The organism is Mycobacterium sp. RTGN4, assembly GCF_033804635.1.
In the GTDB taxonomy this organism is placed as follows: Bacteria; Actinomycetota; Actinomycetes; order Mycobacteriales; family Mycobacteriaceae; genus Mycobacterium.
The window spans coordinates 64,484-85,562 of the sequence record NZ_JAPZLB010000003.1 but is presented as its reverse complement, the minus strand read 5'-3'; the positions used below and the strand labels follow the sequence as shown (position 1 = coordinate 85,562).

General features: G+C 67.1%; 20 protein-coding genes and 3 tRNA genes. 9 read left to right on the top strand and 14 right to left on the bottom strand.

The window, feature by feature from the left end; translation table 11 throughout:
- Window positions 1-91: 91 nt before the first annotated feature.
- Both SLQ30_RS07290 and SLQ30_RS07285 read left to right on the top strand, forming a co-directional pair.
- Window positions 92-793, top strand: a complete 702-nt coding sequence (locus SLQ30_RS07290) for a YciI family protein (RefSeq protein ID WP_319450754.1) — start codon at window positions 92-94, stop codon at window positions 791-793.
- Between the two features lie 10 nt (window positions 794-803).
- A complete protein-coding gene (locus tag SLQ30_RS07285) occupies window positions 804-2,021 on the top strand; it encodes an RNA polymerase sigma factor (protein WP_319450753.1) in 1,218 nt (405 codons plus the stop codon).
- Here the strand turns inward: SLQ30_RS07285 and SLQ30_RS07280 are convergent.
- From SLQ30_RS07280 to SLQ30_RS07220, 13 genes are all read right to left on the bottom strand, one after another.
- Window positions 2,014-2,631, bottom strand: coding sequence for a M15 family metallopeptidase (locus SLQ30_RS07280; RefSeq protein WP_319450752.1), 618 nt, complete (start codon window positions 2,629-2,631; stop codon window positions 2,014-2,016). The genes SLQ30_RS07285 and SLQ30_RS07280 overlap by 8 nt on opposite strands.
- 91 nt (window positions 2,632-2,722) lie before the next feature.
- Window positions 2,723-3,430: a 50S ribosomal protein L1 gene (rplA, locus tag SLQ30_RS07275; RefSeq protein ID WP_319450751.1), complete on the bottom strand. Its 708-nt coding sequence runs from the start codon at window positions 3,428-3,430 to the stop codon at window positions 2,723-2,725.
- Window positions 3,431-3,534: 104 nt separating this feature from the next.
- The gene (gene rplK / locus SLQ30_RS07270) at window positions 3,535-3,966 is read right to left on the bottom strand and encodes a 50S ribosomal protein L11 (protein ID WP_319450750.1); all 432 of its coding nucleotides are present in this window, start codon (window positions 3,964-3,966) and stop codon (window positions 3,535-3,537) included.
- Between the two features lie 36 nt (window positions 3,967-4,002).
- Window positions 4,003-4,854 (bottom strand): transcription termination/antitermination protein NusG, encoded by an 852-nt coding sequence (gene nusG / locus SLQ30_RS07265; RefSeq protein ID WP_413467953.1) that lies wholly within the window; start codon window positions 4,852-4,854, stop codon window positions 4,003-4,005.
- A gap of 54 nt (window positions 4,855-4,908) precedes the next feature.
- A complete protein-coding gene (secE, locus tag SLQ30_RS07260) occupies window positions 4,909-5,376 on the bottom strand; it encodes a preprotein translocase subunit SecE (RefSeq protein ID WP_413467972.1) in 468 nt (155 codons plus the stop codon).
- Between the two features lie 67 nt (window positions 5,377-5,443).
- Window positions 5,444-5,516, bottom strand: a tRNA-Trp gene (locus SLQ30_RS07255).
- Between the two features lie 185 nt (window positions 5,517-5,701).
- A complete protein-coding gene (gene hadC, locus SLQ30_RS07250; protein ID WP_319450749.1) occupies window positions 5,702-6,211 on the bottom strand; it encodes a (3R)-hydroxyacyl-ACP dehydratase subunit HadC in 510 nt (169 codons plus the stop codon).
- Between the two features lie 2 nt (window positions 6,212-6,213).
- Window positions 6,214-6,642, bottom strand: a complete 429-nt coding sequence (gene hadB, locus SLQ30_RS07245) for a (3R)-hydroxyacyl-ACP dehydratase subunit HadB (RefSeq protein WP_319450748.1) — start codon at window positions 6,640-6,642, stop codon at window positions 6,214-6,216.
- Window positions 6,629-7,078, bottom strand: coding sequence for a (3R)-hydroxyacyl-ACP dehydratase subunit HadA (gene hadA, locus SLQ30_RS07240; protein ID WP_413467952.1), 450 nt, complete (start codon window positions 7,076-7,078; stop codon window positions 6,629-6,631). Before hadA ends, hadB begins: the two co-directional genes overlap by 14 nt.
- Window positions 7,079-7,157: 79 nt before the next feature.
- Window positions 7,158-7,325: a 50S ribosomal protein L33 gene (rpmG, locus tag SLQ30_RS07235; RefSeq protein WP_011558336.1), complete on the bottom strand. Its 168-nt coding sequence runs from the start codon at window positions 7,323-7,325 to the stop codon at window positions 7,158-7,160.
- Window positions 7,326-7,364: 39 nt separating this feature from the next.
- A tRNA-Met gene (locus tag SLQ30_RS07230) sits at window positions 7,365-7,438 on the bottom strand.
- 61 nt (window positions 7,439-7,499) lie between these two features.
- Window positions 7,500-7,572 (bottom strand) — tRNA-Thr (locus SLQ30_RS07225).
- A gap of 91 nt (window positions 7,573-7,663) precedes the next feature.
- Entirely contained in the window at window positions 7,664-8,179 is a 516-nt protein-coding gene (locus SLQ30_RS07220) for a DUF4352 domain-containing protein (protein WP_319450746.1), read from the bottom strand.
- Window positions 8,180-8,297: 118 nt separating this feature from the next.
- On the opposite strand from SLQ30_RS07220, the gene SLQ30_RS07215 reads away from it, so the two are divergent.
- The 4 genes from SLQ30_RS07215 to SLQ30_RS07200 all read left to right on the top strand — a co-directional run bounded on the left by SLQ30_RS07215 (window position 8,298) and on the right by SLQ30_RS07200 (window position 12,017).
- Window positions 8,298-9,023 carry an MBL fold metallo-hydrolase gene (locus tag SLQ30_RS07215; protein WP_319450745.1) on the top strand — a complete coding sequence of 242 codons (726 nt, stop codon included), beginning with the start codon at window positions 8,298-8,300 and terminating at the stop codon, window positions 9,021-9,023.
- Between the two features lie 116 nt (window positions 9,024-9,139).
- The gene (locus SLQ30_RS07210; protein WP_319450744.1) at window positions 9,140-10,243 is read left to right on the top strand and encodes a DUF4352 domain-containing protein; all 1,104 of its coding nucleotides are present in this window, start codon (window positions 9,140-9,142) and stop codon (window positions 10,241-10,243) included.
- 175 nt (window positions 10,244-10,418) lie between these two features.
- Window positions 10,419-11,258: a hypothetical protein gene (locus SLQ30_RS07205; protein ID WP_319450743.1), complete on the top strand. Its 840-nt coding sequence runs from the start codon at window positions 10,419-10,421 to the stop codon at window positions 11,256-11,258.
- Between the two features lie 48 nt (window positions 11,259-11,306).
- On the top strand, window positions 11,307-12,017 hold the full coding sequence (locus SLQ30_RS07200) for a crotonase/enoyl-CoA hydratase family protein (protein ID WP_319450742.1): 711 nt from the start codon (window positions 11,307-11,309) through the stop codon (window positions 12,015-12,017).
- 189 nt (window positions 12,018-12,206) lie between these two features.
- On the opposite strand, the gene SLQ30_RS07195 is transcribed toward SLQ30_RS07200, so the two are convergent.
- Entirely contained in the window at window positions 12,207-12,413 is a 207-nt protein-coding gene (locus tag SLQ30_RS07195) for a hypothetical protein (RefSeq protein WP_319450741.1), read from the bottom strand.
- 283 nt (window positions 12,414-12,696) lie between these two features.
- Between SLQ30_RS07195 and recC the strand changes: the two genes are divergently transcribed.
- Genes recC through recD form a run of 3 tightly spaced genes read left to right on the top strand, consistent with a single transcriptional unit; the run spans window position 12,697 to window position 21,043 of the window.
- Window positions 12,697-15,990, top strand: coding sequence for an exodeoxyribonuclease V subunit gamma (gene recC / locus SLQ30_RS07190; RefSeq protein WP_319450740.1), 3,294 nt, complete (start codon window positions 12,697-12,699; stop codon window positions 15,988-15,990).
- Complete coding sequence (gene recB / locus SLQ30_RS07185) at window positions 15,990-19,298, top strand: exodeoxyribonuclease V subunit beta (RefSeq protein ID WP_319450739.1); 3,309 nt, start codon at window positions 15,990-15,992, stop codon at window positions 19,296-19,298. Before recC ends, recB begins: the two co-directional genes overlap by 1 nt.
- Complete coding sequence (gene recD, locus SLQ30_RS07180) at window positions 19,295-21,043, top strand: exodeoxyribonuclease V subunit alpha (RefSeq protein WP_319450738.1); 1,749 nt, start codon at window positions 19,295-19,297, stop codon at window positions 21,041-21,043. Before recB ends, recD begins: the two co-directional genes overlap by 4 nt.
- Window positions 21,044-21,079 lie beyond the last annotated feature (36 nt).

Below are 21,079 nucleotides of genomic sequence, written 5' to 3'. Positions count from 1 at the left end.
TCAGCGACGGCTGTCGGATTTGCTTGGCGTCGTTCGTCGAACGAGTAGAGAGTGGGACACAGGGTCGCGCTCACTACCGGAGGTAATGACGATGTACTACTTCGCGCTGCTACTTGGACCCGAGCCCACCGAGGCTCCTACCCCTGAGGACATCGCCGCAGAGATGTCCGCCTACCAGAGCTTTCATGAATACGCCGCATCGGCGATCCGGGCGGGCGACGCGCTGGCCGCGGCCTCCGACGGCATCCGGATCAGCGGCGGCCCCGACGCACCGGTGCTCACCGACGGCCCGTTCGCCGAGGGCACCGAGGTGGCCGGAGGCTACTACGTGTTCGAGGCCGACAACCTCGACGATGCGCTGGCGCTGGCGCAGCGGATCCCGGCCGCCAAGCGCGGCGGCATCGAGGTCTGGCCGATGGTGCATTGGAACGCCCCGACCACTTCGGTGGGCAGCGACTGGCTGGCCCTGCTGCTCGAGTCGCCGGGAGACGTGAACCCGCCGGACAGCCCGGAGTTCGAGCGCAGTGTCGGCGCGCACGTCGAGTTCGGCAAGGTCGCAGGCGATCACGTCCTGGGCGGGGCACCACTTCACCCGCCGACAACCGCGACGACCGTGCGGGTGCGCGATGGAAAGACCATCCTGACCGACGGCCCGTACGTCGAGGGCGCCGAAGTCGCGAACGGGTTCTACCTGTTGCGGGCCGCCGACCGGGACGAGGCCGCCAAGCTGGCCTCGATGATCCCCGCGACGAACGTGGAGTTGCGCCAGCTGGCCGGTATCTCGGCGCTGTAGCCGACGCTGAATGACCAACCTGGACGGCGTCTTTCGGCGCGAGTGGGGACCGGCCGTCGCGGCTCTGGCCCGCTGGTCCGGTGACCTCGACGTCGCCGAGGACGCCGTCCAGGAAGCGTTCGCCGAGGCGCTTCGGGTGTGGACCCGCGACGGCGTACCCGAGCGTCCCGGGGGGTGGATCGTCACCGTCGCCCGCAACCGGGCGCTCGACCGGTTTCGTCGTGAATCCACAAGGCCGGAAAAGGAATTCGCCGCCGTGAAGGATGATGCGGCCCGCATGGAAGGCGTCGATGTGCATCCGGTCCGCGACGACGAACTACGGATGATGTTCATGTGCGCGCACCCCGCGTTGGACGCCGCGTCGCAACTGGCCCTCACGCTGCGGTTGATCTCCGGGCTCACCGTGCCAGAGCTCGCGCGAGCGCTACTGCAGTCTGAGGCCGCCGTCGGACAGCGAATCACGCGGGCCAAGAGCAAGATTCGCAGCGCGAACATCCCGTTGCGCGTGCCGCCCGCCGAGTTGTTGGCCGAGCGCACCCCCCACGTGCTGGCGTGCCTCTACTCGGTGTTCACCGAGGGCTATTGGTCGACGGCGGGCCCGTCGGCGATCCGCGACGAACTGTGCGACGAAGGTGTGCGGTTGGCCGGTGAACTCTGCGAGTTGATGCCAGAATCCCGCGACGCACAGGCGTTGGCGGCGCTGATGCTGCTGCACGACTCGCGCCGAGCCACCCGCGTCGACGCCGAAGGCGGCCTGGTTGCCCTCGACGAGCAGGACCGCAGCCGCTGGGACCGCGGCCGCATCGCACGCGGTCTGGACCGGTTGCGCGCGGCCGAGGGGGCTGCGGGCAGCTATCTGCCGCAAGCGATTATCGCCGCGGCACACGCGACGGCGCCAAGCTGGGCCGCGACCGACTGGGTGCTGATCTGCGGGGCGTATGACCGGCTGATCGCCATCACCGACTCTCCCGTGGCGCGCGCCAACCGCGCGCTTGCGGTCGGGTTCCGCGACGGGTTCGAGGCAGGGCTCGCCGCGCTCGACGAGGTGGCCGACGATCCCCGACTGGCCCGGTCGAACACCGTGTCTCCGATTCGGGCGGACCTGCTGCGGCGGGCCGGACGGACCGCCGAGGCGGCGGATTGGTACCGAAAGTCATTGGCGCATCCGGGTTCCGCGCAATCGCGCGAGTTCCTTGCACGCAGACTCGCGGAGTGTGACTTCAGTTGACGGGCACGTCGAGGATCGGCCGCGGGTCGCCGGCGCCTGGGCCGTCGAAGTGCCACCACTCCCCTTCGTAGACCGTCAGCCCGCCGGCGCTCATCGCATCCCGCAGTCGCTTGCGGTTGGCCTGCTGCGCGGCCGAGACGCCGTCGGTGGCGTAGGCCAGGCTGCGCGGGCTGAAGTCGTCGAAGTCGGTGCCCATGTCGACGAGCCACCCGTAGTGCCCGTCGGCGATCGTCACGTCGACCGACCGTCCGGCCTCATGACTCTTCGCGTAGTCCGCTGGCTTGGCCACCCAGTTCGGGTTCGGCACGGCGGCGAACATGCGCACCTGAACGTCGTGCGGGCGGTAGCAGTCCCAGAACACCAGCCGCTCGCCGTTGCGGCGCAGAGTATCGGCGGCCGTCGCCAGGCCGGGCGCGAGGGACTGGTGGATCAGGCAACGCGCGTCGGCCGGATAGAGCGGTACGCCGACGAAGTTGTTCGCCGTCGCGTACCGCAGGTTGATGACCGCGTCCGGCACGACACTGAGCACGTCGACTAAACCCGCAGCCGCGGCTTGCGGGGAGACCGGCGGCGGATCGGCGGCAGCCGTCGAAGGAGTCATCAGGAGCATGATCGCAGCGATAGCCACCGCGAACGTGCGCGAACTCCTACGCAACAGCGGCGTGTTGCGTGCAGACCCGCACGCTCGCGGCAAGACGCGCTCAGGCCTCGGTGAAATTACGCGTGACGGCCGGGTCGACGGGGATGCCCGGTCCGGTCGTCGTCGCGATGACGATCTTCTTCAGGTAGCGGCCCTTCGAGGAGGCCGGCTTCGCACGCAGGATCTCGTCGAGCGCGGCGCCGTAGTTCTCGGCGAGCTTGGTCTCGTCGAAGGACGCCTTGCCGATCACGAAGTGCAGGTTGGCCTGCTTGTCGACGCGGAAGTTGATCTTGCCGCCCTTGATGTCGTTGACGGCCTTGGCCACATCGGGGGTGACGGTTCCGGTCTTCGGGTTGGGCATCAGGCCACGCGGGCCGAGCACGCGGGCGATCTTGCCGACCTTGGCCATCTGATCCGGCGTCGCGATCGCGGCGTCGAAGTCGAGGAAGCCGCCCTGGATCTTCTCGATCAGGTCGTCGCTGCCGACCTCGTCGGCGCCTGCGGCCAACGCGGCCTCGGCCTTGTCACCCACGGCGAACACGATGACGCGGGCGGTCTTGCCGGTGCCGTGCGGCAGGTTGACGGTGCCACGCACCATCTGGTCGGCCTTACGCGGGTCGACGCCGAGCACGACCGCCACCTCGACGGTGGAGTCCTGCTTCTTCGACGACGTCTCCTTGGCCAGCTTCGCGGCCTCGAGCGGGGTGTAGAGGTTGTCGCGGTCGATCTTCTCGGCGGCCTCGCGGTATGCCTTGCTGTTCTTGCTCATTCATCTTCCAATCGTTGTGCTGGATTCGTGGTTCGCGGGCCGAAGCTGGCCCTCCCACGCGTTCTGGGTACTGCTTACTTGACGGAGTCTGGTCAATCCGCAAGCTACTTGACGGTGATGCCCATCGACCTTGCGGTGCCGGCGATGATCTTGGCAGCGGCGTCGATGTCGTTGGCGTTGAGATCTTCCTTCTTGGTCTCGGCGATCTCGCGAACCTGATCCCACGTCACCGTGGCGACCTTGGTCTTGTGGGGCTCGCCGGAGCCCTTCTGCACGCCTGCAGCCTTGAGCAGCAGCTTGGCAGCCGGCGGCGTCTTCAGCGTGAACGTGAAGCTGCGGTCCTCGTAGACGGTGATCTCCACGGGGATGGTGTTGCCGCGCTGGCTCTCCGTCGCCTGGTTGTAGGCGTTGCAGAACTCCATGATGTTGACGCCGTGCTGGCCCAATGCGGGGCCGATGGGCGGGGCGGGGTTGGCCTTGCCTGCCTCGATCTGCAGCTTGATCAGCCCGGTGATCTTCTTCTTCTTGGGGGGCATGAGTGTTCGGTCCTGCTCTTTCTGGTTTTGTTGTTCTTAAATCTTGGTGACCTGGTTGAAGGTCAGTTCAACGGGGGTCTCGCGTCCGAAGATGGACACCAGCACCTTGAGTTTCTGTTGCTCGGCGTTGACCTCGCTGATCGAGGCGGGCAGCGTCGCGAACGGGCCGTCCATGACAGTGACGGACTCGCCGACCTCGAAGTCGACGAGGATCTCCGGACGTTCGAGGGTGGCCTCCGAAGACACCGCCGACGCGCCCCCCGACGTGGACTTGGCCGCCTTCTTGGCCGCGCCCTGCGGCAGCAGGAACTTCACGACGTCGTTCAGCGTCAGCGGCGACGGCTTGGACGTCGCGCCGACGAAGCCGGTGACGCCGGGCGTGTTGCGCACCGCGCTCCACGACTCGTCGGTCAGCTCCATACGAACCAGGATGTAGCCGGGCAGCACCTTGCGGTTGACCTGCTTGCGCTGGCCGTTCTTGATCTCGGTGACCTCTTCGGTGGGCACCTCGACCTGGAAGATGTAGTCCCCGACGTCGAGGTTCTGCACGCGTGTCTCGAGGTTGGCCTTCACCTTGTTCTCGTAGCCGGCGTAGGAGTGGATCACATACCATTCGCCGGGCTTGAGGCGGAGGTCCTTCTTCAGTGCCTCGACGGGGTCGATGTCCTCGTCTTCGGCGGGCGCTTCCTCAGCGGCCGCTTCGTCGGCGGCTGCTTCATCGGCCACTAGTTCGTCGGTGGGCTCCGCGTCACCTGCTTCAGCCACCGCTTCCGCGGTGTTCTGTTCCAGCGACTCCGCAGCCTCGTCGGCGATCACGATCGCCGGGTCCGCGGCTTCGGCGAGCGCGTCGGACACACCCGAGGGCGTTTCGCCATCGAAGGTTGTCACGGTTGTCAATCCTCTCTAAAACGTCTTCTGCTCGGCGCTAGCGGGCGGCAGTTGTCAGCCGAACACCAGCGTGACGAGCTTGGTGAGGCCGAGGTCGACGCCGCCGATCAGCGCCACCATGAAGGCCAGGAAGACCAGCACCACCGTGGTGTAGCTGACCATCTGCTTGCGGTTAGGCCAGATCACCTTGCGCAGCTCGGCGATGACCTGCTTCAGGTAATTGATGACGAAGGCGATCGGATTGCGCGACTTGCCCGACTTCTGCTTGACCTTCTTGGGCTTCTTGCCGTCGCCGTTCTTGGACGATCCGCCCTTGGCGTCGGCGGCGGGAGCGTCGTCATCGTCGGCGTCGACGACCTCGCGCCGGGGGCGCTTGCCGGTGGGCCGCTGCGGCCGGGCCACCACCGCGGTGTTCCCGCGGGGGCTGACGGCGGCCTCGTCCACGGAGTCGATGTCGTCTACGGCATCGATGTCGTCGACATCGTCGACGTCGGAGTCGACGTCGTCGCGCTTGTCGCTCACCGCGTGCCTTTCGTCTTGTGTCGTGGTCACCTTCCAGTGTCCACGACTGTCGAGTATTCGCCTTCAGCAGGGGCGACAGGACTTGAACCTGCAACCTGCGGTTTTGGAGACCGCTGCTCTGCCAGTTGAGCTACGCCCCTAGAGGTTGGCAGGCCAACCTGCGTTCGGGGCTTACACAATTCACGCGCTCCCCGATCGGCCGATCAGAAACCGACGGACAGCGCGCTAAATTGGGCGAAACCCCGAGGACTGAGTGTACATCGGCCCAGTTCCGACTGACTAATCCCCCGGTCGCTTCGCTCCTGCCCGCGGGACTAATCCAGGACTAGTCCCCCACCGCGGACCGGACGACCTGGCCAGTCTCCGGGTCCCACTTGACGGAGATCGAGTTGTCGCCATCGTGGCCCATCAGCGTGGTGAAAGCTTCCAGGACGATTTCGCCGTCGGCGTTCACGCAGACACTTCGCGTGACCACGATGTCCGCGCCGAAGCGCTCGACGACAGATTGAATCTCCAACGACGCGCGGAGCGTGTCACCAACGACGAGGGGCCGGTGGAAGACGAACTTCTGATCCACCTGAACGATCTGCATGGTGGTCATGCCGACGTCGACCTTGCGGAAGAAGTCCTGCTGCACCAACAGAGCCAGGATGGACGGGAACGTCAGCGACGCAACGGCGTTGTCGTGGCCGAGCGCGGCGGCCGCGTCCTCGTCGAACGTCGCCGGATCGTCGGCCTTGATCGCGCGGGCGAACTGGCGGACCTGTTCGCGACCGATCTTGAAGCTGTCGGGATAGTGATGCACCATCCCCTGGATGTTGGCTTTGAGTGGCATTGCTACGCCAGCTTCGCGGTCGCGGTAGCGCGGCCGAAGATCTTCTTTCCACCGGTGGTCGCCGAAATTGCGATGACGATTGACTTCGTCTCGGGCTCAACGGATTTCACTCGCCCGTTGAAGATGATTTCGGCACCAACACCGTCGTTGGGCACCGGCACCACGGCGGTGAACCGGACGTTGTACTCGGTGACCGCGGCGGGATCGCCGATCCACGACGTCACGTAGCCGCCGCCGAGTCCCATGGTCAGCATGCCGTGGGCGATCGCGGTATCCAGGCCGACCTGCTTGGCGATCTCGTCGTCCCAGTGGATGGGGTTCAGATCACCGGAAACGCCGGCATAGTTCACCAGGTCGGTCCGGGTCAGCGGGATCACGCGCTCCGGAAGCTCGTCGCCCACCTTGACCGAGCTGAACTCACGCAGTGCCATCAGAAAAGCCCTTTCCGCTGTCGTCCGAACGACCAGCCAAGGTCGTGTACGTCTCTTGGACGGTCTCGCCCTTGTCGTTGGTGATGATGTTCTTGGTCACGATGATGTCGGTGCCGTGGGCCTGCCGAATCGAGTGAACGAAGACGTCGCAGTACAGACGGTCGCCGGCCTTGATCGGAGCCACGAACTTGATCTCCTGGTCGACCTGCACGATCTGCTCGTCCTGAATATCGATGTTGGCGTTGGCGAAGAAGGCCGTCTGCGCCTGGTACCCGAACACCGAGATGAACGTCAGCGGCGCGGGCAGCGAGCCGTGGCCGAGTCCCGCTGCGACCGCCTCGTCGTGATAGGCGGCATCGTCGTTCTTGACGGCGACGGCGTACTCACGCACCTTCTCGCGCCCAACTTCATAGAAGTCGGGGTAGCGAAAGTGCATTCCGACGATTTTCGGAGAAAGCGACACGGTTCTAGAACCTGGCCCTTCAACCCTCGGGGTTACCCCCGCGGGTTGACCGTTAACGCGATTCCTTGTGCGCGCGGTGCGTCCCGCAGTTCGGGCAGAACTTCTTGAGCTCCAGCCGATCGGGATCGTTGCGGCGGTTCTTCTTGGTGATGTAGTTGCGGTGCTTGCACACCTCGCAGGCCAAGGTGATCTTGGGCCGTACGTCTGTACTTGAGGCCACGTCTGTCGTCCTTCTTCAGAGAAATGCGTTGTCGATCTGTAGCGGTGGGGGGGCTCGATCCCCCGACCTCACGATTATGAGTCGTGCGCTCTAACCAGCTGAGCTACACCGCCGTGCCGGGTGCCTATAGCTAGCTTCAGCTTCTCCCGTCGCTGTGCTCGCCTAGCTCCACCGAGCCCCCTAACGGAATCGAACCGTTGACCTTTTCCTTACCATGGAAACGCTCTACCGACTGAGCTAAGGGGGCCTGCTCTACTTCTTCGGGCCCTGGCGAGAAGTTTCGTCCATGCCGTGGGCCTTAAAGAGGGTACATTCTCGGCGTTTGCCTCGCCAAACCGTCAGAGTGCGACGGCTACGCTCTCGGCGAATCGGCCGTCGCGGAGCACGATCGAATCCAGGTCCACGCCCTTCGGCACGTCGAACACGACGGCCGCGTCGATGGACTTGCCCGGGGCCACGGCCGGCCTCGCTGCCCCGACGTAACGCCACGCCGCATCGTCGACCCTGTATTCGGTGCTGCCGTCGAAGACCGTGTCGAACGCCGTGCGGAGCGTCTGACGGTGGCCGGAGACGTTGGTGGCGGTCAGCTTGACGACGACGAACTGCCCGGCGGCGGTGATGTTGTGTTCCGGGAATTCGGGATCGGCGATGACGTCGGTGGTCTCGACGCGGTGCACCACGTAGGCGAAGTTGCCTGCGCGCGCCTCACCCCGATGTGCGGCCGCGGCGCCGTCGCCTGCCGCCACCGCGACGAACAGTCCAGCCACGAACAGCAGCACCGCCAACGCGCCTGCGGCGGCGAGCACGAGCAAGCCCCGCCTGCCTGCCGCAGAGGCCCCGTCCGTCGCCGTCACGTCGCCGTCTTCCTGTGTATCGCCTGGATGATTCCTGCCAAGAACCATAAACCTCGGCGTCATCGGCGGCAACGGAGCCTCGGTCTGCGGCCGAGGCGCCACCACCTAGTGTTGGGCCATGGCCGCTTCCGCCGATCAAGACCGCCTGTACTTCCGACAGCTGTTGTCCGGACACGACTTTGCGGCAAGCGACATGATCGCCCAGCAGATGCGCAACTTCGCTTACTTGATCGGCGACCGCGACACGGGCGACTGCGTGGTGGTCGACCCGGCCTACGCGGCCAACGACCTGCTCGACATCCTCGAGAACGACGGCATGCACCTGTCTGGCGTGCTCGTCAGCCACCATCACCCCGACCACGTGGGCGGTTCGATGATGGGCTTCGAGCTCAAGGGGCTGGCCGAGCTGCTGGAGCGGGTCAGCGTGCCGGTGCACGTGAACAACAATGAGGCAGACTGGGTTTCGCGAATCACCGACATCCCCCTTGGCGAACTGACCGGCCACGACCACGGCGACAAGGTCGACGTCGGCGCGGTCGAGATCGAGCTGCTGCACACCCCGGGCCACACGCCGGGCAGCCAGTGCTTCCTGCTCGATGGCAAGCTCGTCGCCGGGGACACGCTGTTCCTCGAGGGCTGCGGCCGCACGGACTTCCCCGGCGGCAACGTCGACGACATGTTCCGCAGCCTTCAGGCGCTCGCCGGGCTACCGGGCGATCCGACGGTGTACCCAGGGCACTGGTATTCGGAGGAGTCCAGCGCGACGCTGTCGGAGGTGCGCCGGAGCAACTACGTCTACCGGGCCAGCGATTTGGACCAGTGGCGCGCCGTGATGGGCGGATGATTCACAGTGCAGATGATTCACAGTCGGCGTGAAGGTAATTAGCCCGACGGTTACAGGCCTGCGCTATTGTCCGGTTTCGCAGCGCCCGATGGGCGCGTGACGGGGAGGACCCTGCGATGACCACACCGCCCACGCCCGCCGGTTGGTATCCCGACATCGAAGTGCCAGGTGGTCTGCGGTATTGGGACGGCATCGGCTGGACCGAGCATCGCACTCCGCCCGCGGCGCCTGTGGAGCCACCCGCCGCGGAGGTTCCGGCGAGCGAGCAGCCGACGTCCATCGTGTCGCTTCCCGATCAGCCGACGACGGTCACACCGCTTCAGCCCGCCCCCGAGCCCGCCGAAGCCGCTGCCGAGCCAACTCCATCCGCGCCAACTCCCGAACCGACTCCGGCGGAGCCCACCCCGAGCTTTGAGCCGCCCGCGGCACCGCCCTCCTGGGAGACGCCGCCGATGCCGTCCTGGGATGCCCCCTCGACGCCGAGTTATCAGGCCCCCGCCGCGCCGTCGTACGGAACCCCGTACGAAGCGCCCGCCGCCCAGGCGTACGGTCCGCCCTCCTACGAATCCGCACAGTTCGCCCCGCCGCCCCCGGGCGGTCAGTTCGGTGGCGTGCCAGGTGGATCGGGCGGCGGCAGCAACAAGTTGGTGCTCGGGATCCTCGGCGCGGTGGTCGCGCTGGTTCTGATCGCGGCGCTGGTGCTGGTCTATTTCTTCGTGATCAAGGACGACAAGTCGACCACCTCGGCGAGCAGTTCTACGTCGCAGACGAAGTCGAGCTCGACCAAGACCTCGAAGCCGGAGAGCACGGACACGGAGACGTCCACACCGGCCGCCGGCGGCGCCGAGGTCACCGACGGCGACCTCACGTACGAGTTCTCGAGAACCGACACGGGTGACACCATCACGTCCTCGATCAGCGACTCCCTCGAGGTGACGGCCAAGGGCGAGTACTTCGTCGTGTACTTCAATGTCACGAACAACGGCTCGTCGTCGAACACGTTGCTGCTGGCCCAACAGAAGCTCAACGCAGGCGGCCAGACGTATGACGCCGACCCAGAAGCGAACTTCTACCTCACCGGCACCGCGACCGTCGACATCGCGGCAGGTGCCACCGAAGAAGTGGGCATCGTTTTCGACGTGCCAACCGACACCGAGCCCGACTCGCTGGAGGTCTTCGGCAGCGTGACGAGTTCGGGCGTGGAACTGCCGTTGTCGTAACGGCAAGGATGCCGTTGTTTGCGCCCTGACCGCGCCCAGAGGCCCCCACGCTGCGCCCATCGGGCCTTCGCGCTACCGTGTTTGCGTTTGCTAGCAGCCGCCGAGCGACGTGTTTACCCGATCGGCGGCCAAGGCTAGTGTCGGGGGGGGCAAGGACCGACCACGTGAGGGCGCAGTGGACTGGATTAGGGATCGTTGGGCTGACCTGGCCCATTTGGGCTCGGGTGGATGGCTGGCCATCGCGGCGTGGGCGGCCTTGTTGCTCGGTGTCGTCGTGCTCCTCTACACACACCGGCAGGTGAAGAAGAATCGCCAGCTCAAGACCGCGCAGGTGCGGCCGCAGGTGGCGATGTACATGGAGCCACACTCGTCCGATTGGCACGTGATCGAGCTCGTCGTACGGAATTTCGGCTCGACGGCGGCCTATGACATCAAGCTCGACTTCGTGAACCCGCCAACTGTCGCCGCATACGAGGACAACGAGTACGACGGGCCACCGGAAGTCGCAGAGCTGGATCTTCCCAGCGAACTCACGTTCTTGGCCCCAGCACAAGAATGGCGAACGGTGTGGGACTCGGCGATCAGCCGTGAGGAACTCGGCGGCAACATCCGGTCGCGCTTCGACGGGACCCTGACCTACTACGACAAGCCTCGGCCAGATCGCGAATCCGGAATCTCGAAGTCGTGGAACAAGCGGCAGGAGTTCGAGACGAAGATGGTGCTGGACTGGGCCACCTTGCAACCGGTGCAGCGCCTGGAGATGTTGACCACGCATGATCTGGCCAAGCGCGAGAAGCAGAAGCTGGAGCTGTTGCGGACGGTGCTGACGTACTTCCACTACGCGTCCAAGGAAACCAGGCCCGAGATGTTCCGGGCCGAGATCGACCGCATGAACCGCGCGATCAAGGAGACCCAGGATCGTTGGCGGACAACGCAGTTCGATCAAACCAACGAGCTCGACTTCCCCTGGATCAAAGAGGGCGTGGCGGGCCGACACCACACGGGCGCGAACTAGCCGACGGCCCCGAACGGCCGCTTAACGGCGGTAAGTAACATCGGCCTCATGACCGTGAACTACGAGCAGACCGAGTCCGTTGCGACGATCACGCTCGACGACGGCAAGGTCAACGTGCTGTCGCCTGCGATGCAGCAGAACCTCAGCGCGGCGCTCGACCGTGCCGAGCAGGCCGCCGGGGCGGGCGAGGTCAAGGCCGTGGTGCTGGCGGGCAATTCGCGGGTGCTCAGCGCCGGGTTCGACCTGAGCGTGTTCAACTCCGGTGACGCGGCAGCGGCCTTGGGCATGTTGTCGGGCGGGTTCGAGTTGTCGATCCGGCTGTTGACGTTCCCGGTGCCGGTGGTCATCGCGGCGACCGGACCTGCCATCGCGATGGGTTCGTTCCTGTTGCTGAGCGGCGACCACCGGGTGGGCTCGGCGAAGACGAAGTGCCAGGCGAACGAGGTCGCGATCGGGATGGTACTGCCGATTTCGGCGATCGAGATCATGCGGATGCGGCTGACGCGGGCGGCGTATCAGCGCGCGGTCGCGCTGGCTGCGACGTTCGTCGGCGCCGACGCGGTGGCCGGCGGTTGGCTCGACGAGCTGGTCGAACCGGAGCAGGTGCTGGCGCGCGCCCAGCAGGTGGCGGCGGAGTTCGCGACGACCTTGCACGTCAAGGCGCACCGCGCCAGCAAGTTGAAGGCCCGCGACGACGCACTCAAGGCCATTCAGGCTGGAATCGACGGGCTCCCAGCCGAATTCACCAGCGGGAGCTAGCCGGATCTTCAGCTGGCGTGTCGGCCCGGAAAGTGCGAGTTCGAGTTGCCCGGCTTGGAGCGACAATCGCCCGGCCGGACGCCGCGGCCCGACTCGGTTGTCGCTGCGAGCTGGGCAATGTGACCGGTACTCCTGCGCTGAACTTCGACACGAATGCGAGCTACGCCGGATGGGCGGGGCCCAAGGCGGTCAGTGGTGGTAGAGCAGGGCATCGGAGTTGCCGCCGAAGGGCAGCTGTAGCTGAGCGGCGTTCTGTGCGGACTGCCCGGGGGTAGCGACGATCTCAGCGCCGCCGGGGGTGTGATGCACGGTGGTGTCGGCCATCGCGACGGGCGCGAGTCCAATGACTGCCGCGGATGCTGCGACGGCGACTGGAGCGAGGTAGCGAAGTTTCATGATGTCTCCTTTGACGGAATCGTTCGTGACATCTCAAGACTGCTCGCCGCGCTCCGCGTTGTCGTCGGCGTTAGCCTCCAACCCGACTGGAGGCGAACTGCACAGCGGGACTACCAGTTAACCGGTAGTCACCCGGCAGCCGTCCAGCAGTCGCACCTCGGCCACCAACTGCCGTACCTCGTGGGGCGACGGCTGCAGTTCATATGAGTGGTGGTGGTCCGACATCTCGCCGCGAGTGAGCAAACCGCGACCCGTGTCGGTCGCGCGCCTTATGGTGGCGTCGATGCCGCTTCACTTACACCGTGCCGATCGCACCGATCTGTTGGCCGACGGACTCGGCGCCCTACTCTCCCAGCCGCTCGAGGACCCCTTCGCCATGGAGTTGGTCCTAGTGCCCGCCCGCGGCGTCGAACGGTGGTTGAGCCAGCGCATGTCCCACGTGCTGGGCCGTGGCGCGGCAGCGGACGGCGTCTGCGCGGGCGTCGAGTTCAGGAACCCGCACTCGTTGATCGCCGAGCTCACCGGAACCGGCGATGACGATGCCTGGGCGCCCGATTCCATGGTGTGGCCACTGCTCGAGGTCATCGACGAGAGTCTCGATGAGCCGTGGTGCCGCACGTTGGCCACCCACCTCGGTCATTTCGACGTCGGCGACGAGCGGGAGCTGCGCCAGGGCAGGCGCTACGCCGTCGCACGCCGCCTCGCCGCCCTGTTCGCGTCCTACGCCAGGCAACGGCCACAACTGCTCGCGGACTGGCTCGACGGTGACACGGCCGGCCTCGACAGCGACCTCGATTGGCAACCACCGCTGTGGCGGGCGCTCACCGGCCGCGTGCCCGCCGATCCGCCGCACGTGCGCCACCAGAAAACCGTTGCCCGCCTTCGGGAATCACCTTCCGAACTACCCGCGCGGCTCTCGCTGTTCGGGCACACCCGGCTGCCGCTCACCGAGATCGAGCTCATTGAAGCGCTGTCCACCCATCACGACGTTCACCTCTGGCTCCCGCATCCCAGCGACGAGTTGTGGCGCAACCTCGCCGACGTCCATGGTGCCGTGCCGCGGCGTGACGACACCAGCCACCGCCGGGTAGGCCACCCACTGCTGGCCACGCTGGGTCGTGACCTGCGCGAGCTGCAACGCATCCTGCCGACGGATCTTGGGACCGACGAATACTTGCGTCGTCTGGCTGGCGGCCCAGGACATCCTGCCACCTTGCTCGGCTGGCTTCAGTCCGACATCGCCGCGAATGCCGTTCGCCCGCAAGGCCGGACACTGGCCACCGGTGATCGGTCCGTCCAGGTGCACGCGTGCCACGGCGAAGCCCGCCAGGTGGACGTACTGCGGGAGGTGCTGCTGGGCCTGCTCACCGACGACCCGACGCTCGAACCACGCGACATCCTCGTCATGTGCCCCGACATCGAGACCTATGCTCCGCTGATCAACGCGGACTTCGGGCTCGGCGATGTGCTGAAGGGCGCCCACCCCGCACACCGGCTGCGGATGCGACTCGCGGATCGCTCACTCGTGCAGACCAATCCGTTGTTGGGCGTGGCGTCGCAATTGCTGACCCTTGCAGGCAGTCGCGTGACCGCCAGCCAGGTGCTCAACCTCGCGCAGTCCGCCCCGGTGCGCGCCCGGTTCGGTTTCACCGACGACAACCTCGAGGACATCACCCGCTGGGTCCGACAGGCGAACGTCCGCTGGGGTTTCGATCAGGAGCACCGTCAGCCCTACGGTGTCGACTTCGTGCACAACACATGGCGTTTCGGCATCGATCGAGTGCTCGCCGGGGTGGCCATGTCCGACGATGCGCACGCGTGGATCTCCTCGACGCTGCCCTTGGACGACGTCGGCAGCAACCGCGTCGAGTTGGCGGGCCAGCTCGCCGAGTTCGTCGACCGACTCCAGCGCACCGTGGACGCGCTCACCGGGGATCACCCGCTGGGCGACTGGCTGCGCGCGTTGGAGGACGGCATCGCGATGTTGACCCGCGTCACCGACGCCGACGCATGGCAGACCAGCCAGCTGCAACGCGAATTCGGCCAGGTGCTGGCTGACGCGGGCGCTCGGTCGAGCACGGTGTTGCGACTGCCGGACGTCAAGGCGCTGCTCGATCGCCACCTCGCGGGCCGCCCGACGCGCGCGAACTTCCGCACCGGCACGCTGACGGTGTGCACGATGGTGCCCATGCGGTCGGTGCCCCATCGGGTGGTGTGCCTGGTCGGCCTCGATGACGGCGTGTTTCCGCGTCAGGGGGTCACCGACGGAGACGACGCGCTGGCCCGCAAGCCCGTCACCGGCGAGCGCGACAGCCGTTCCGAGGACCGGCAACTGTTGCTCGACGCGGTCGGCGCGGCCACCGAGAAGCTGGTGATCACCTACACCGGCGCCAACGCGTACTCCGGGCAGGCCCGTCCCCCCGCGGTGCCGTTGGCCGAGTTGCTCGACGCGCTGGACGGGACCACCCCGGAGCGGGTGCACGACCGGGTGGTCGTGCATCATCCATTGCAGCCGTTCGACATTCGCAACGTCATCCCCGGCGAGCTGGTGCCCGACGTGCCGTTCACGTTCGACGACACCGTGCTCAAGGCGGCACGGGCCAGCACCCGCGAGCGGTCCGAGCAGCCGAAGTTCACCTCCGGCCAGCTGCCCGCGCAGCCTCATGAGGACGTCGCGCTCGCCGAGCTGATCGGGTTCTTCAAGGATCCGGTCAAGGGTTTCTTCCGCGCGCTCGACTTCACGCTGCCGTGGGACGTCGACGGCGTTTCGGACGAGATCTCCGTCGACATCGATGCCCTTGAGCAGTGGGCGGTCGGCGACCGGATGCTTGGCGACATGATGCGGGGCATGACGCCGGACGACGCGCGGCAGGCCGAGTGGCGACGCGGCACGCTGCCGCCCGGTCAGCTGGGTTGGCGCAAGGCGGGCGAACTGCGCGAGCAGTCCACCCTGCTCGCTGCCGCGGCGCTCGGATATCGGAAGGCCGACGCGGCCGCCTACGACGTCGACATCGACCTGGGCGCCGGGCGTCGGCTCACGGGCACGGTGTCGCCGGTGTTCGACGATCATCTGGTCTCGGTCACCTACTCCAAGCTCGACGGCAAGCACCTGCTCGCGTCGTGGATTCCGTTGCTGGCGTTGTTCGCCCATCATCCGGAGCGGGAGTGGTCGGCCATCTGCATCGGGCGGGCGCGGCGCTCGAGCACCCCGAACGAACGGGCGCTGGGTCGGCCGCACGAACCGGCCACGGAGCTGCTGCGGGACCTGGTGGCGATCTACGACGCAGGCCGTCGCGAACCGTTGCCACTGCCCATCAAGACGTCCTACGCCTGGGCGTGCGCCCGGCACGAGGGCAACGACCCCGAGCGCGAAGCGGGTTTCCGGTGGAAGTCCGGGAACTTTCCGGCGGAGGATCAGGACCCGGCGCAGGTGCGGGCGTGGGGGCCCAACGCCTGGCTCAGAGACCTCATGCAACCGCTGCGCGCTGGCGAGCAGGTTGACGGCGAGACCCACCGGCTGGGCGCGTTCGCCGCGCGACTGTGGCTGCCGATGCTTCGGGCGGAAGTGGCTGTCTAATGGAGCGATTCGATCTTCAGGGCCCACTGCCCGACACGGCATCGACCACCGTGCTGGAGGCCAGCGCGGGCACCGGCAAGACGTTCACGCTCGCCGGGTTGGTCACGCGCTACGTCGCCGAAGGTGCTGCCGAGCTCGACCAGATGTTGCTCATCACCTTCAGCCGGGCGGCCAGCCAGGAACTGCGCGATCGGGTGCGTCGCCAGATGACCGAAGCTGCAGCCGCTTTCGACGATCCGTCACTCGTCGGAGACAATCAGTTGGTCGCGTACCTGCTCGACGGCACCGACGACGAGCGCTCGGCCCGCAAGCAACGGTTGCGCGACGCACTGGCCGGCTTCGACGCCGCGACGATCGCCACCACCCATCAGTTCTGTCAGCTGGTGCTGAAGTCGCTGGGCGTAGCGGGTGACTCCGACTCCCGCGTCACGCTGGTGGAGAGCCTCACAGAGCTTGTCACCGAGGTCGTCGACGACCTCTACCTCGCCCACTTCGGCCAGCAGCGCGACGCCCCGGATCTGACGTATTCCGACGCGCTGAAGCTGGCGCGCGAGGTGGTCGGCAATCCCGCCACCGAGTTACGGCCGCTCGACGCACCGCCCGACTCGCGGGCCGAGGTGTGCCTTCGCTTCGCGAAAGATGTTCTTGCCGAACTGGAAACGCGCAAGCGCAGGCTGGGGATCCTTGGCTACGACGACCTGCTGACGCGACTGGCGGCGGCGCTCGACGACGAGCACTCCCCCGCCCGTATCCGGATGCACCAGCGCTGGCCCATCGTGATGGTCGACGAGTTCCAGGACACCGACCCGGTGCAGTGGCAGGTGATCGACCGGGCCTTCAGCGGACGGTCGACGGTGATCCTGATCGGCGATCCGAAGCAGGCGATCTACGCCTTCCGCGGCGGTGACATCGTCACGTATCTGAACGCCGCCGAGACCGCGGGTGCCAAGAAGACGCTCGGCACCAACTGGCGCAGCGACAGCGCGCTCGTCGACTCGCTGCAAGCCGTGCTGCGCGGCGCCGAACTCGGCGACCCCGCCATCGTCGTGCATGACGTCGAGGCGGCCAACCAAGGTTCCCGGCTGGCGGGCGCTCCAAGCGACGCGCCGTTCCGACTGCGCATCGTGCGACGGGAGACGTTCGGCCGCAGGGGAACCCAGACCGTCTCCATCAACGACTTCCGCCAACACATCGGCAAGGACCTCGGCAACGACATCGGCGCCCTGCTCGCCAGCGACGCCACGTTCGCAGGCAAGCCGGTGCGAGCCGGCGACGTCGCGGTGATCGTCGAGCGGCACAAGGACGCGCGGCTGTGCCAGCTCGCGTTGGGCCGGGCGGGAATCGCGTCGGTGTATACCGGCGACTCGGACATCTTCGCCTCCGAGGCGGCCGACGACTGGCTCTGCTTGCTCGAGGCGTTCGATCAACCGCATCGCGCCGGGGTGGTCCGCGCCGCGGCGGCGACGATGTTCTTCGGCAAGAGCGCGCAGGACTTAGTGGACGGTGGCGACGCGCTGACCGACCACATCGCGGAGACGTTGCGGGAGTGGGCCGGTCACGCTCGGGAACGTGGTGTTGCGGCCATCTTCGAGGCCGCTCAGCTTCGGGGCATGAGCGATCGCGTGCTGTCGTGGCGCGATGGTGAACGACACATGACCGACCTGGCGCACGTCACGCAGCTGCTGCAGGACGCCGCGCACCGCGAGCACTTCACGCTGCCTGCACTACGTGACTGGCTGCGCGCCGAACGGGACGACCACGGCGGGTCAGGCGAGCGCAATCGCCGATTGGACAGCGACGCCGCGGCGGTCCAGATCATGACCGTGTGGGCCAGCAAGGGCCTGCAGTACCCGATCGTGTACCTGCCGTTCGCGTTCAACCGCTGGGTGCCGGATCCCGACCTGATCCTGTTCCACGACGGCCCTACCCGCTGCCTGCACATCGGTGGCAAGGAGAGCCCTGACTACCGCGACGTCGAGAAGGTGGGGCGCGAAGAGTCTGCCGGTGACGACAGCCGCCTGACCTACGTCGCGATGACGCGGGCGCAGGCGCAGGTGGTGGCGTGGTGGGCGCCGGCCAGCGATGAGCCCAACGGTGGGCTGTCCCGGCTGCTGCGTGGGCGTCGACCTGGCGAGTCGGTCGTGCCGAACAGGTGTGTCCCCAGCAAGATCAACGACGACGACGCGCTCGCCCGGCTGCAGGAGTGGGCGGCCGTCGGCGGTCCCGTGCTGGAGCAGTCGGTGCTGACACCCGTGGCGCCCCCGCCGGCCGAGCCGGCACCAAAGCACCTCGACGCCAGGCACTTCCACCGGTCGGTGGACACCACCTGGCGCCGCACCTCGTACTCGGGCCTGATCCGCGTCGCGGAGACGACGGGGGTAAGCAGCGAGCCCGAGGTCGTCGCACTCGATGACGAAGTCGGTGACCTGCCGCTGCTGCAGCCGTCGACCGGGCGGCAGGTGCCGTCCCCGATGGCCGACCTTCCGAAGGGTGCGAAGTTCGGCACCCTGGTGCACGCGGTGCTGGAGACCGCCGATCCGTTCGCGGCGGATCTCACCGCCGAGTTGGAGGCGCACGTCCGCGAGCATTCGGTCTGGTGGCCGGTGGACGTTCCCACGCCCGAGTTGGCCGCCGCGCTGGTGCCGATGCACGACACACCGTTGGGGCCGCTCGCGGCGGACCTCACGCTGCGCCAGATCGGGCTGCGAGACCGGTTGCGGGAGTTGGACTTCGAGTTCCCCCTTGCAGGCGGTGACTTGGGTTCCGCCGCACCGCGGATACACCTGCGCGACGTCGGGCGGCTGGTGGCCGAACACTTGCCCGCCGACGACCCGCTGGCGTCCTATGCCGAGCGGCTGAGCAGCGACGCGTTGGGCAACCAGCCGCTGCGCGGATACTTGAACGGATCGATCGACGCGGTGCTGCGCATCCCCGATGGCAGTGTTCCAGGGAGCCATCGCTACGTGGTGGTCGATTACAAGTCGAACTGGCTGGGTGACGGCGACGGCTCGTTGACATCGGCCGACTACGAGCGCGCTCGACTGGTAGAGGCGATGCTGCACTCGGACTACCCGTTGCAAGCGCTGCTGTACAGCGTTGTGCTGCATCGCTTTCTGCGCTGGCGACAGCCGGGATACGAGCCGGTCCTGCACCTGGGTGGCGTGCTCTATTTGTTCGTGCGCGGCATGTGCGGGTCGGACACCCCGGTCATCGACGGCCATCCCGCGGGCGTCTTCGACTGGCAGCCGCCGGCGTCCCTGATCGTCGCCATGTCCGAACTGCTCGACGCCGGTAGGGCAGCCGCATGACGTCCGTCGAGCCGGTGGACGCTGCCAGTTGGCGCCGGGCCTCCGGGGCCACGGGGCTGTTGGCGGCGTTCAACGAGGCGACGGTGATCGACTCGGCGGATGTGCTTGTCGCGCAGCGGCTCAGCGCGTTGGCCAAGGAGACCGACGAACGGGTGATGCTGGCCGTCGCCCTTGCGGTGAGGGGGCTGCGCGCGGGTTCCGTCTGTCTGGACCTGCGGTCGGTCGAGGCTCAGGTGGACGTCGCCGACCTGCCCTGGCCCGCGATCGACGGCTGGCTGGAGGCGGTGTCGGCCAGCCCGCTGCTCGACGCCCCTCACGTGTTGCGTCGCGAGGAGCACCTGCTGTACCTCGACCGGTATTGGCGGGAGGAGCAGCAGGTCGCCGATGACCTTCGGGCGATGGTGTCCCGCCGCGCCGTCGACACATCCTTGTCGAAGGCGGACATTCCACGGCTCTTCCCGGCTGGCTATGAGGAGCAGCGCGGTGCTGCTGAAATCGCTCTGTCGCAACGGCTTACCGTACTCACCGGTGGGCCCGGCACCGGCAAGACCACCACCGTCGCGCGCCTGCTGGCGCTGTTCGCCGGTCAGGCGGGTTCCGGGTCGCGGCTGCGCATCGCGCTCGCGGCGCCCACCGGAAAGGCGGCGGCCCGACTGCAGGAGGCCGTGCAGCTGGAAATCGACCAGCTGGAACTCGTCGACCAGCGGCGGCTCTCCGGATTGCAGGCGTCCACCTTGCATCGCCTGCTGGGCAGCCGTCCGGACACGTCGTCGCGCTTCCGACACCACCGCGGCAACCGGCTGCCCCACGACGTCATCGTGGTCGACGAGACGTCGATGGTGTCGTTGACCATGATGGCCAGGTTGTTGGAGGCAGTGCGTCCGCAGTCCCGGCTGCTCCTGGTGGGCGACCCCGACCAGTTGGCCTCGGTCGACGCCGGCGCGGTACTCGCCGACTTGGTCGACGGCCTCGGCGCGGGCCAGGGCTCTCCGGTAGTGACGCTGCAGACGCCTCATCGTTTCGGCGAGTCCATCGGCGCGCTGGCAGCGGCCATCCGCACCGGCAACGCCGACGCGGCGCTCGACGTGCTGCGGGCCGGCGGCGACCACATCGAATGGATCGACGACCCGGACCCGACGGGTCCGCTGCGTAAAGTGCTTCTGCCGCAAGCGCTTGCGTTGCGGCAGGCCGCCGTCCTCGGTGATGCTCGCGCGGCGTTGGCGACGCTCGACGAGCAGCGACTGCTGTGCGCGCACCGGCGTGGCCCGTACGGGGTACAGCACTGGAACCGTCAGGTCGAGCGCTGGCTCACCGAGTCGACCGGGGAACCGATCTGGTCGGACTGGTATGCGGGGCGACCGGTACTCGTGACGGCGAACGACTACGGGTTGGGGCTGTACAACGGCGATACCGGTGTGACGGTGGTCGGGGAGGACGGCCTGCGGGCGGCGATCGCGGGCACCGGTGAACCGCGGGCCTTTGCCACCAGTCGGCTACCGGACCTCGAGACCATGCACGCGATGACGATCCACAAGAGCCAGGGTTCACAGGCCACTGAGGTGACGGTGCTGATGCCGCCAGTCGACTCGCGGCTGCTCACCCGAGAGTTGTTCTACACGGCCGTCACCCGCGCGAAGAGCAAGGTGCGCGTGGTGGGTTCGGCCGACGAGGTGCGGGCGGCGATCGACCGGCGGGCGGTGCGGGCGACAGGGTTGGCGATGCGGTTGCGCGCCCCGGCCAACTGAGCGCGGTCGTTGAACACCCCCAAATCACCTCCGCCA

Excerpts from the sequence above, each read along its gene's own strand:
- SLQ30_RS07215 (WP_319450745.1), top strand. The coding sequence starts at position 8,298 with ATGGCCGCTTCCGCCGATCAAGACCGCCTGTACTTCCGACAGCTGTTG.
- SLQ30_RS07200 (WP_319450742.1), top strand. The coding sequence starts at position 11,307 with ATGACCGTGAACTACGAGCAGACCGAGTCCGTTGCGACGATCACGCTC.
- hadA (WP_413467952.1), bottom strand. The coding sequence starts at position 7,078 with ATGCACTTTCGCTACCCCGACTTCTATGAAGTTGGGCGCGAGAAGGTG.
- recD (WP_319450738.1), top strand. The coding sequence starts at position 19,295 with ATGACGTCCGTCGAGCCGGTGGACGCTGCCAGTTGGCGCCGGGCCTCC.
- recC (WP_319450740.1), top strand. The coding sequence starts at position 12,697 with ATGCCGCTTCACTTACACCGTGCCGATCGCACCGATCTGTTGGCCGAC.
- SLQ30_RS07210 (WP_319450744.1), top strand. The coding sequence starts at position 9,140 with ATGACCACACCGCCCACGCCCGCCGGTTGGTATCCCGACATCGAAGTG.
- hadB (WP_319450748.1), bottom strand. The coding sequence starts at position 6,642 with ATGGCACTGCGTGAGTTCAGCTCGGTCAAGGTGGGCGACGAGCTTCCG.
- SLQ30_RS07290 (WP_319450754.1), top strand. The coding sequence starts at position 92 with ATGTACTACTTCGCGCTGCTACTTGGACCCGAGCCCACCGAGGCTCCT.
- rplK (WP_319450750.1), bottom strand. The coding sequence starts at position 3,966 with ATGCCCCCCAAGAAGAAGAAGATCACCGGGCTGATCAAGCTGCAGATC.
- recB (WP_319450739.1), top strand. The coding sequence starts at position 15,990 with ATGGAGCGATTCGATCTTCAGGGCCCACTGCCCGACACGGCATCGACC.
- SLQ30_RS07285 (WP_319450753.1), top strand. The coding sequence starts at position 804 with ATGACCAACCTGGACGGCGTCTTTCGGCGCGAGTGGGGACCGGCCGTC.
- hadC (WP_319450749.1), bottom strand. The coding sequence starts at position 6,211 with ATGCCACTCAAAGCCAACATCCAGGGGATGGTGCATCACTATCCCGAC.
- SLQ30_RS07195 (WP_319450741.1), bottom strand. The coding sequence starts at position 12,413 with ATGAAACTTCGCTACCTCGCTCCAGTCGCCGTCGCAGCATCCGCGGCA.
- rplA (WP_319450751.1), bottom strand. The coding sequence starts at position 3,430 with ATGAGCAAGAACAGCAAGGCATACCGCGAGGCCGCCGAGAAGATCGAC.
- SLQ30_RS07280 (WP_319450752.1), bottom strand. The coding sequence starts at position 2,631 with ATGCTCCTGATGACTCCTTCGACGGCTGCCGCCGATCCGCCGCCGGTC.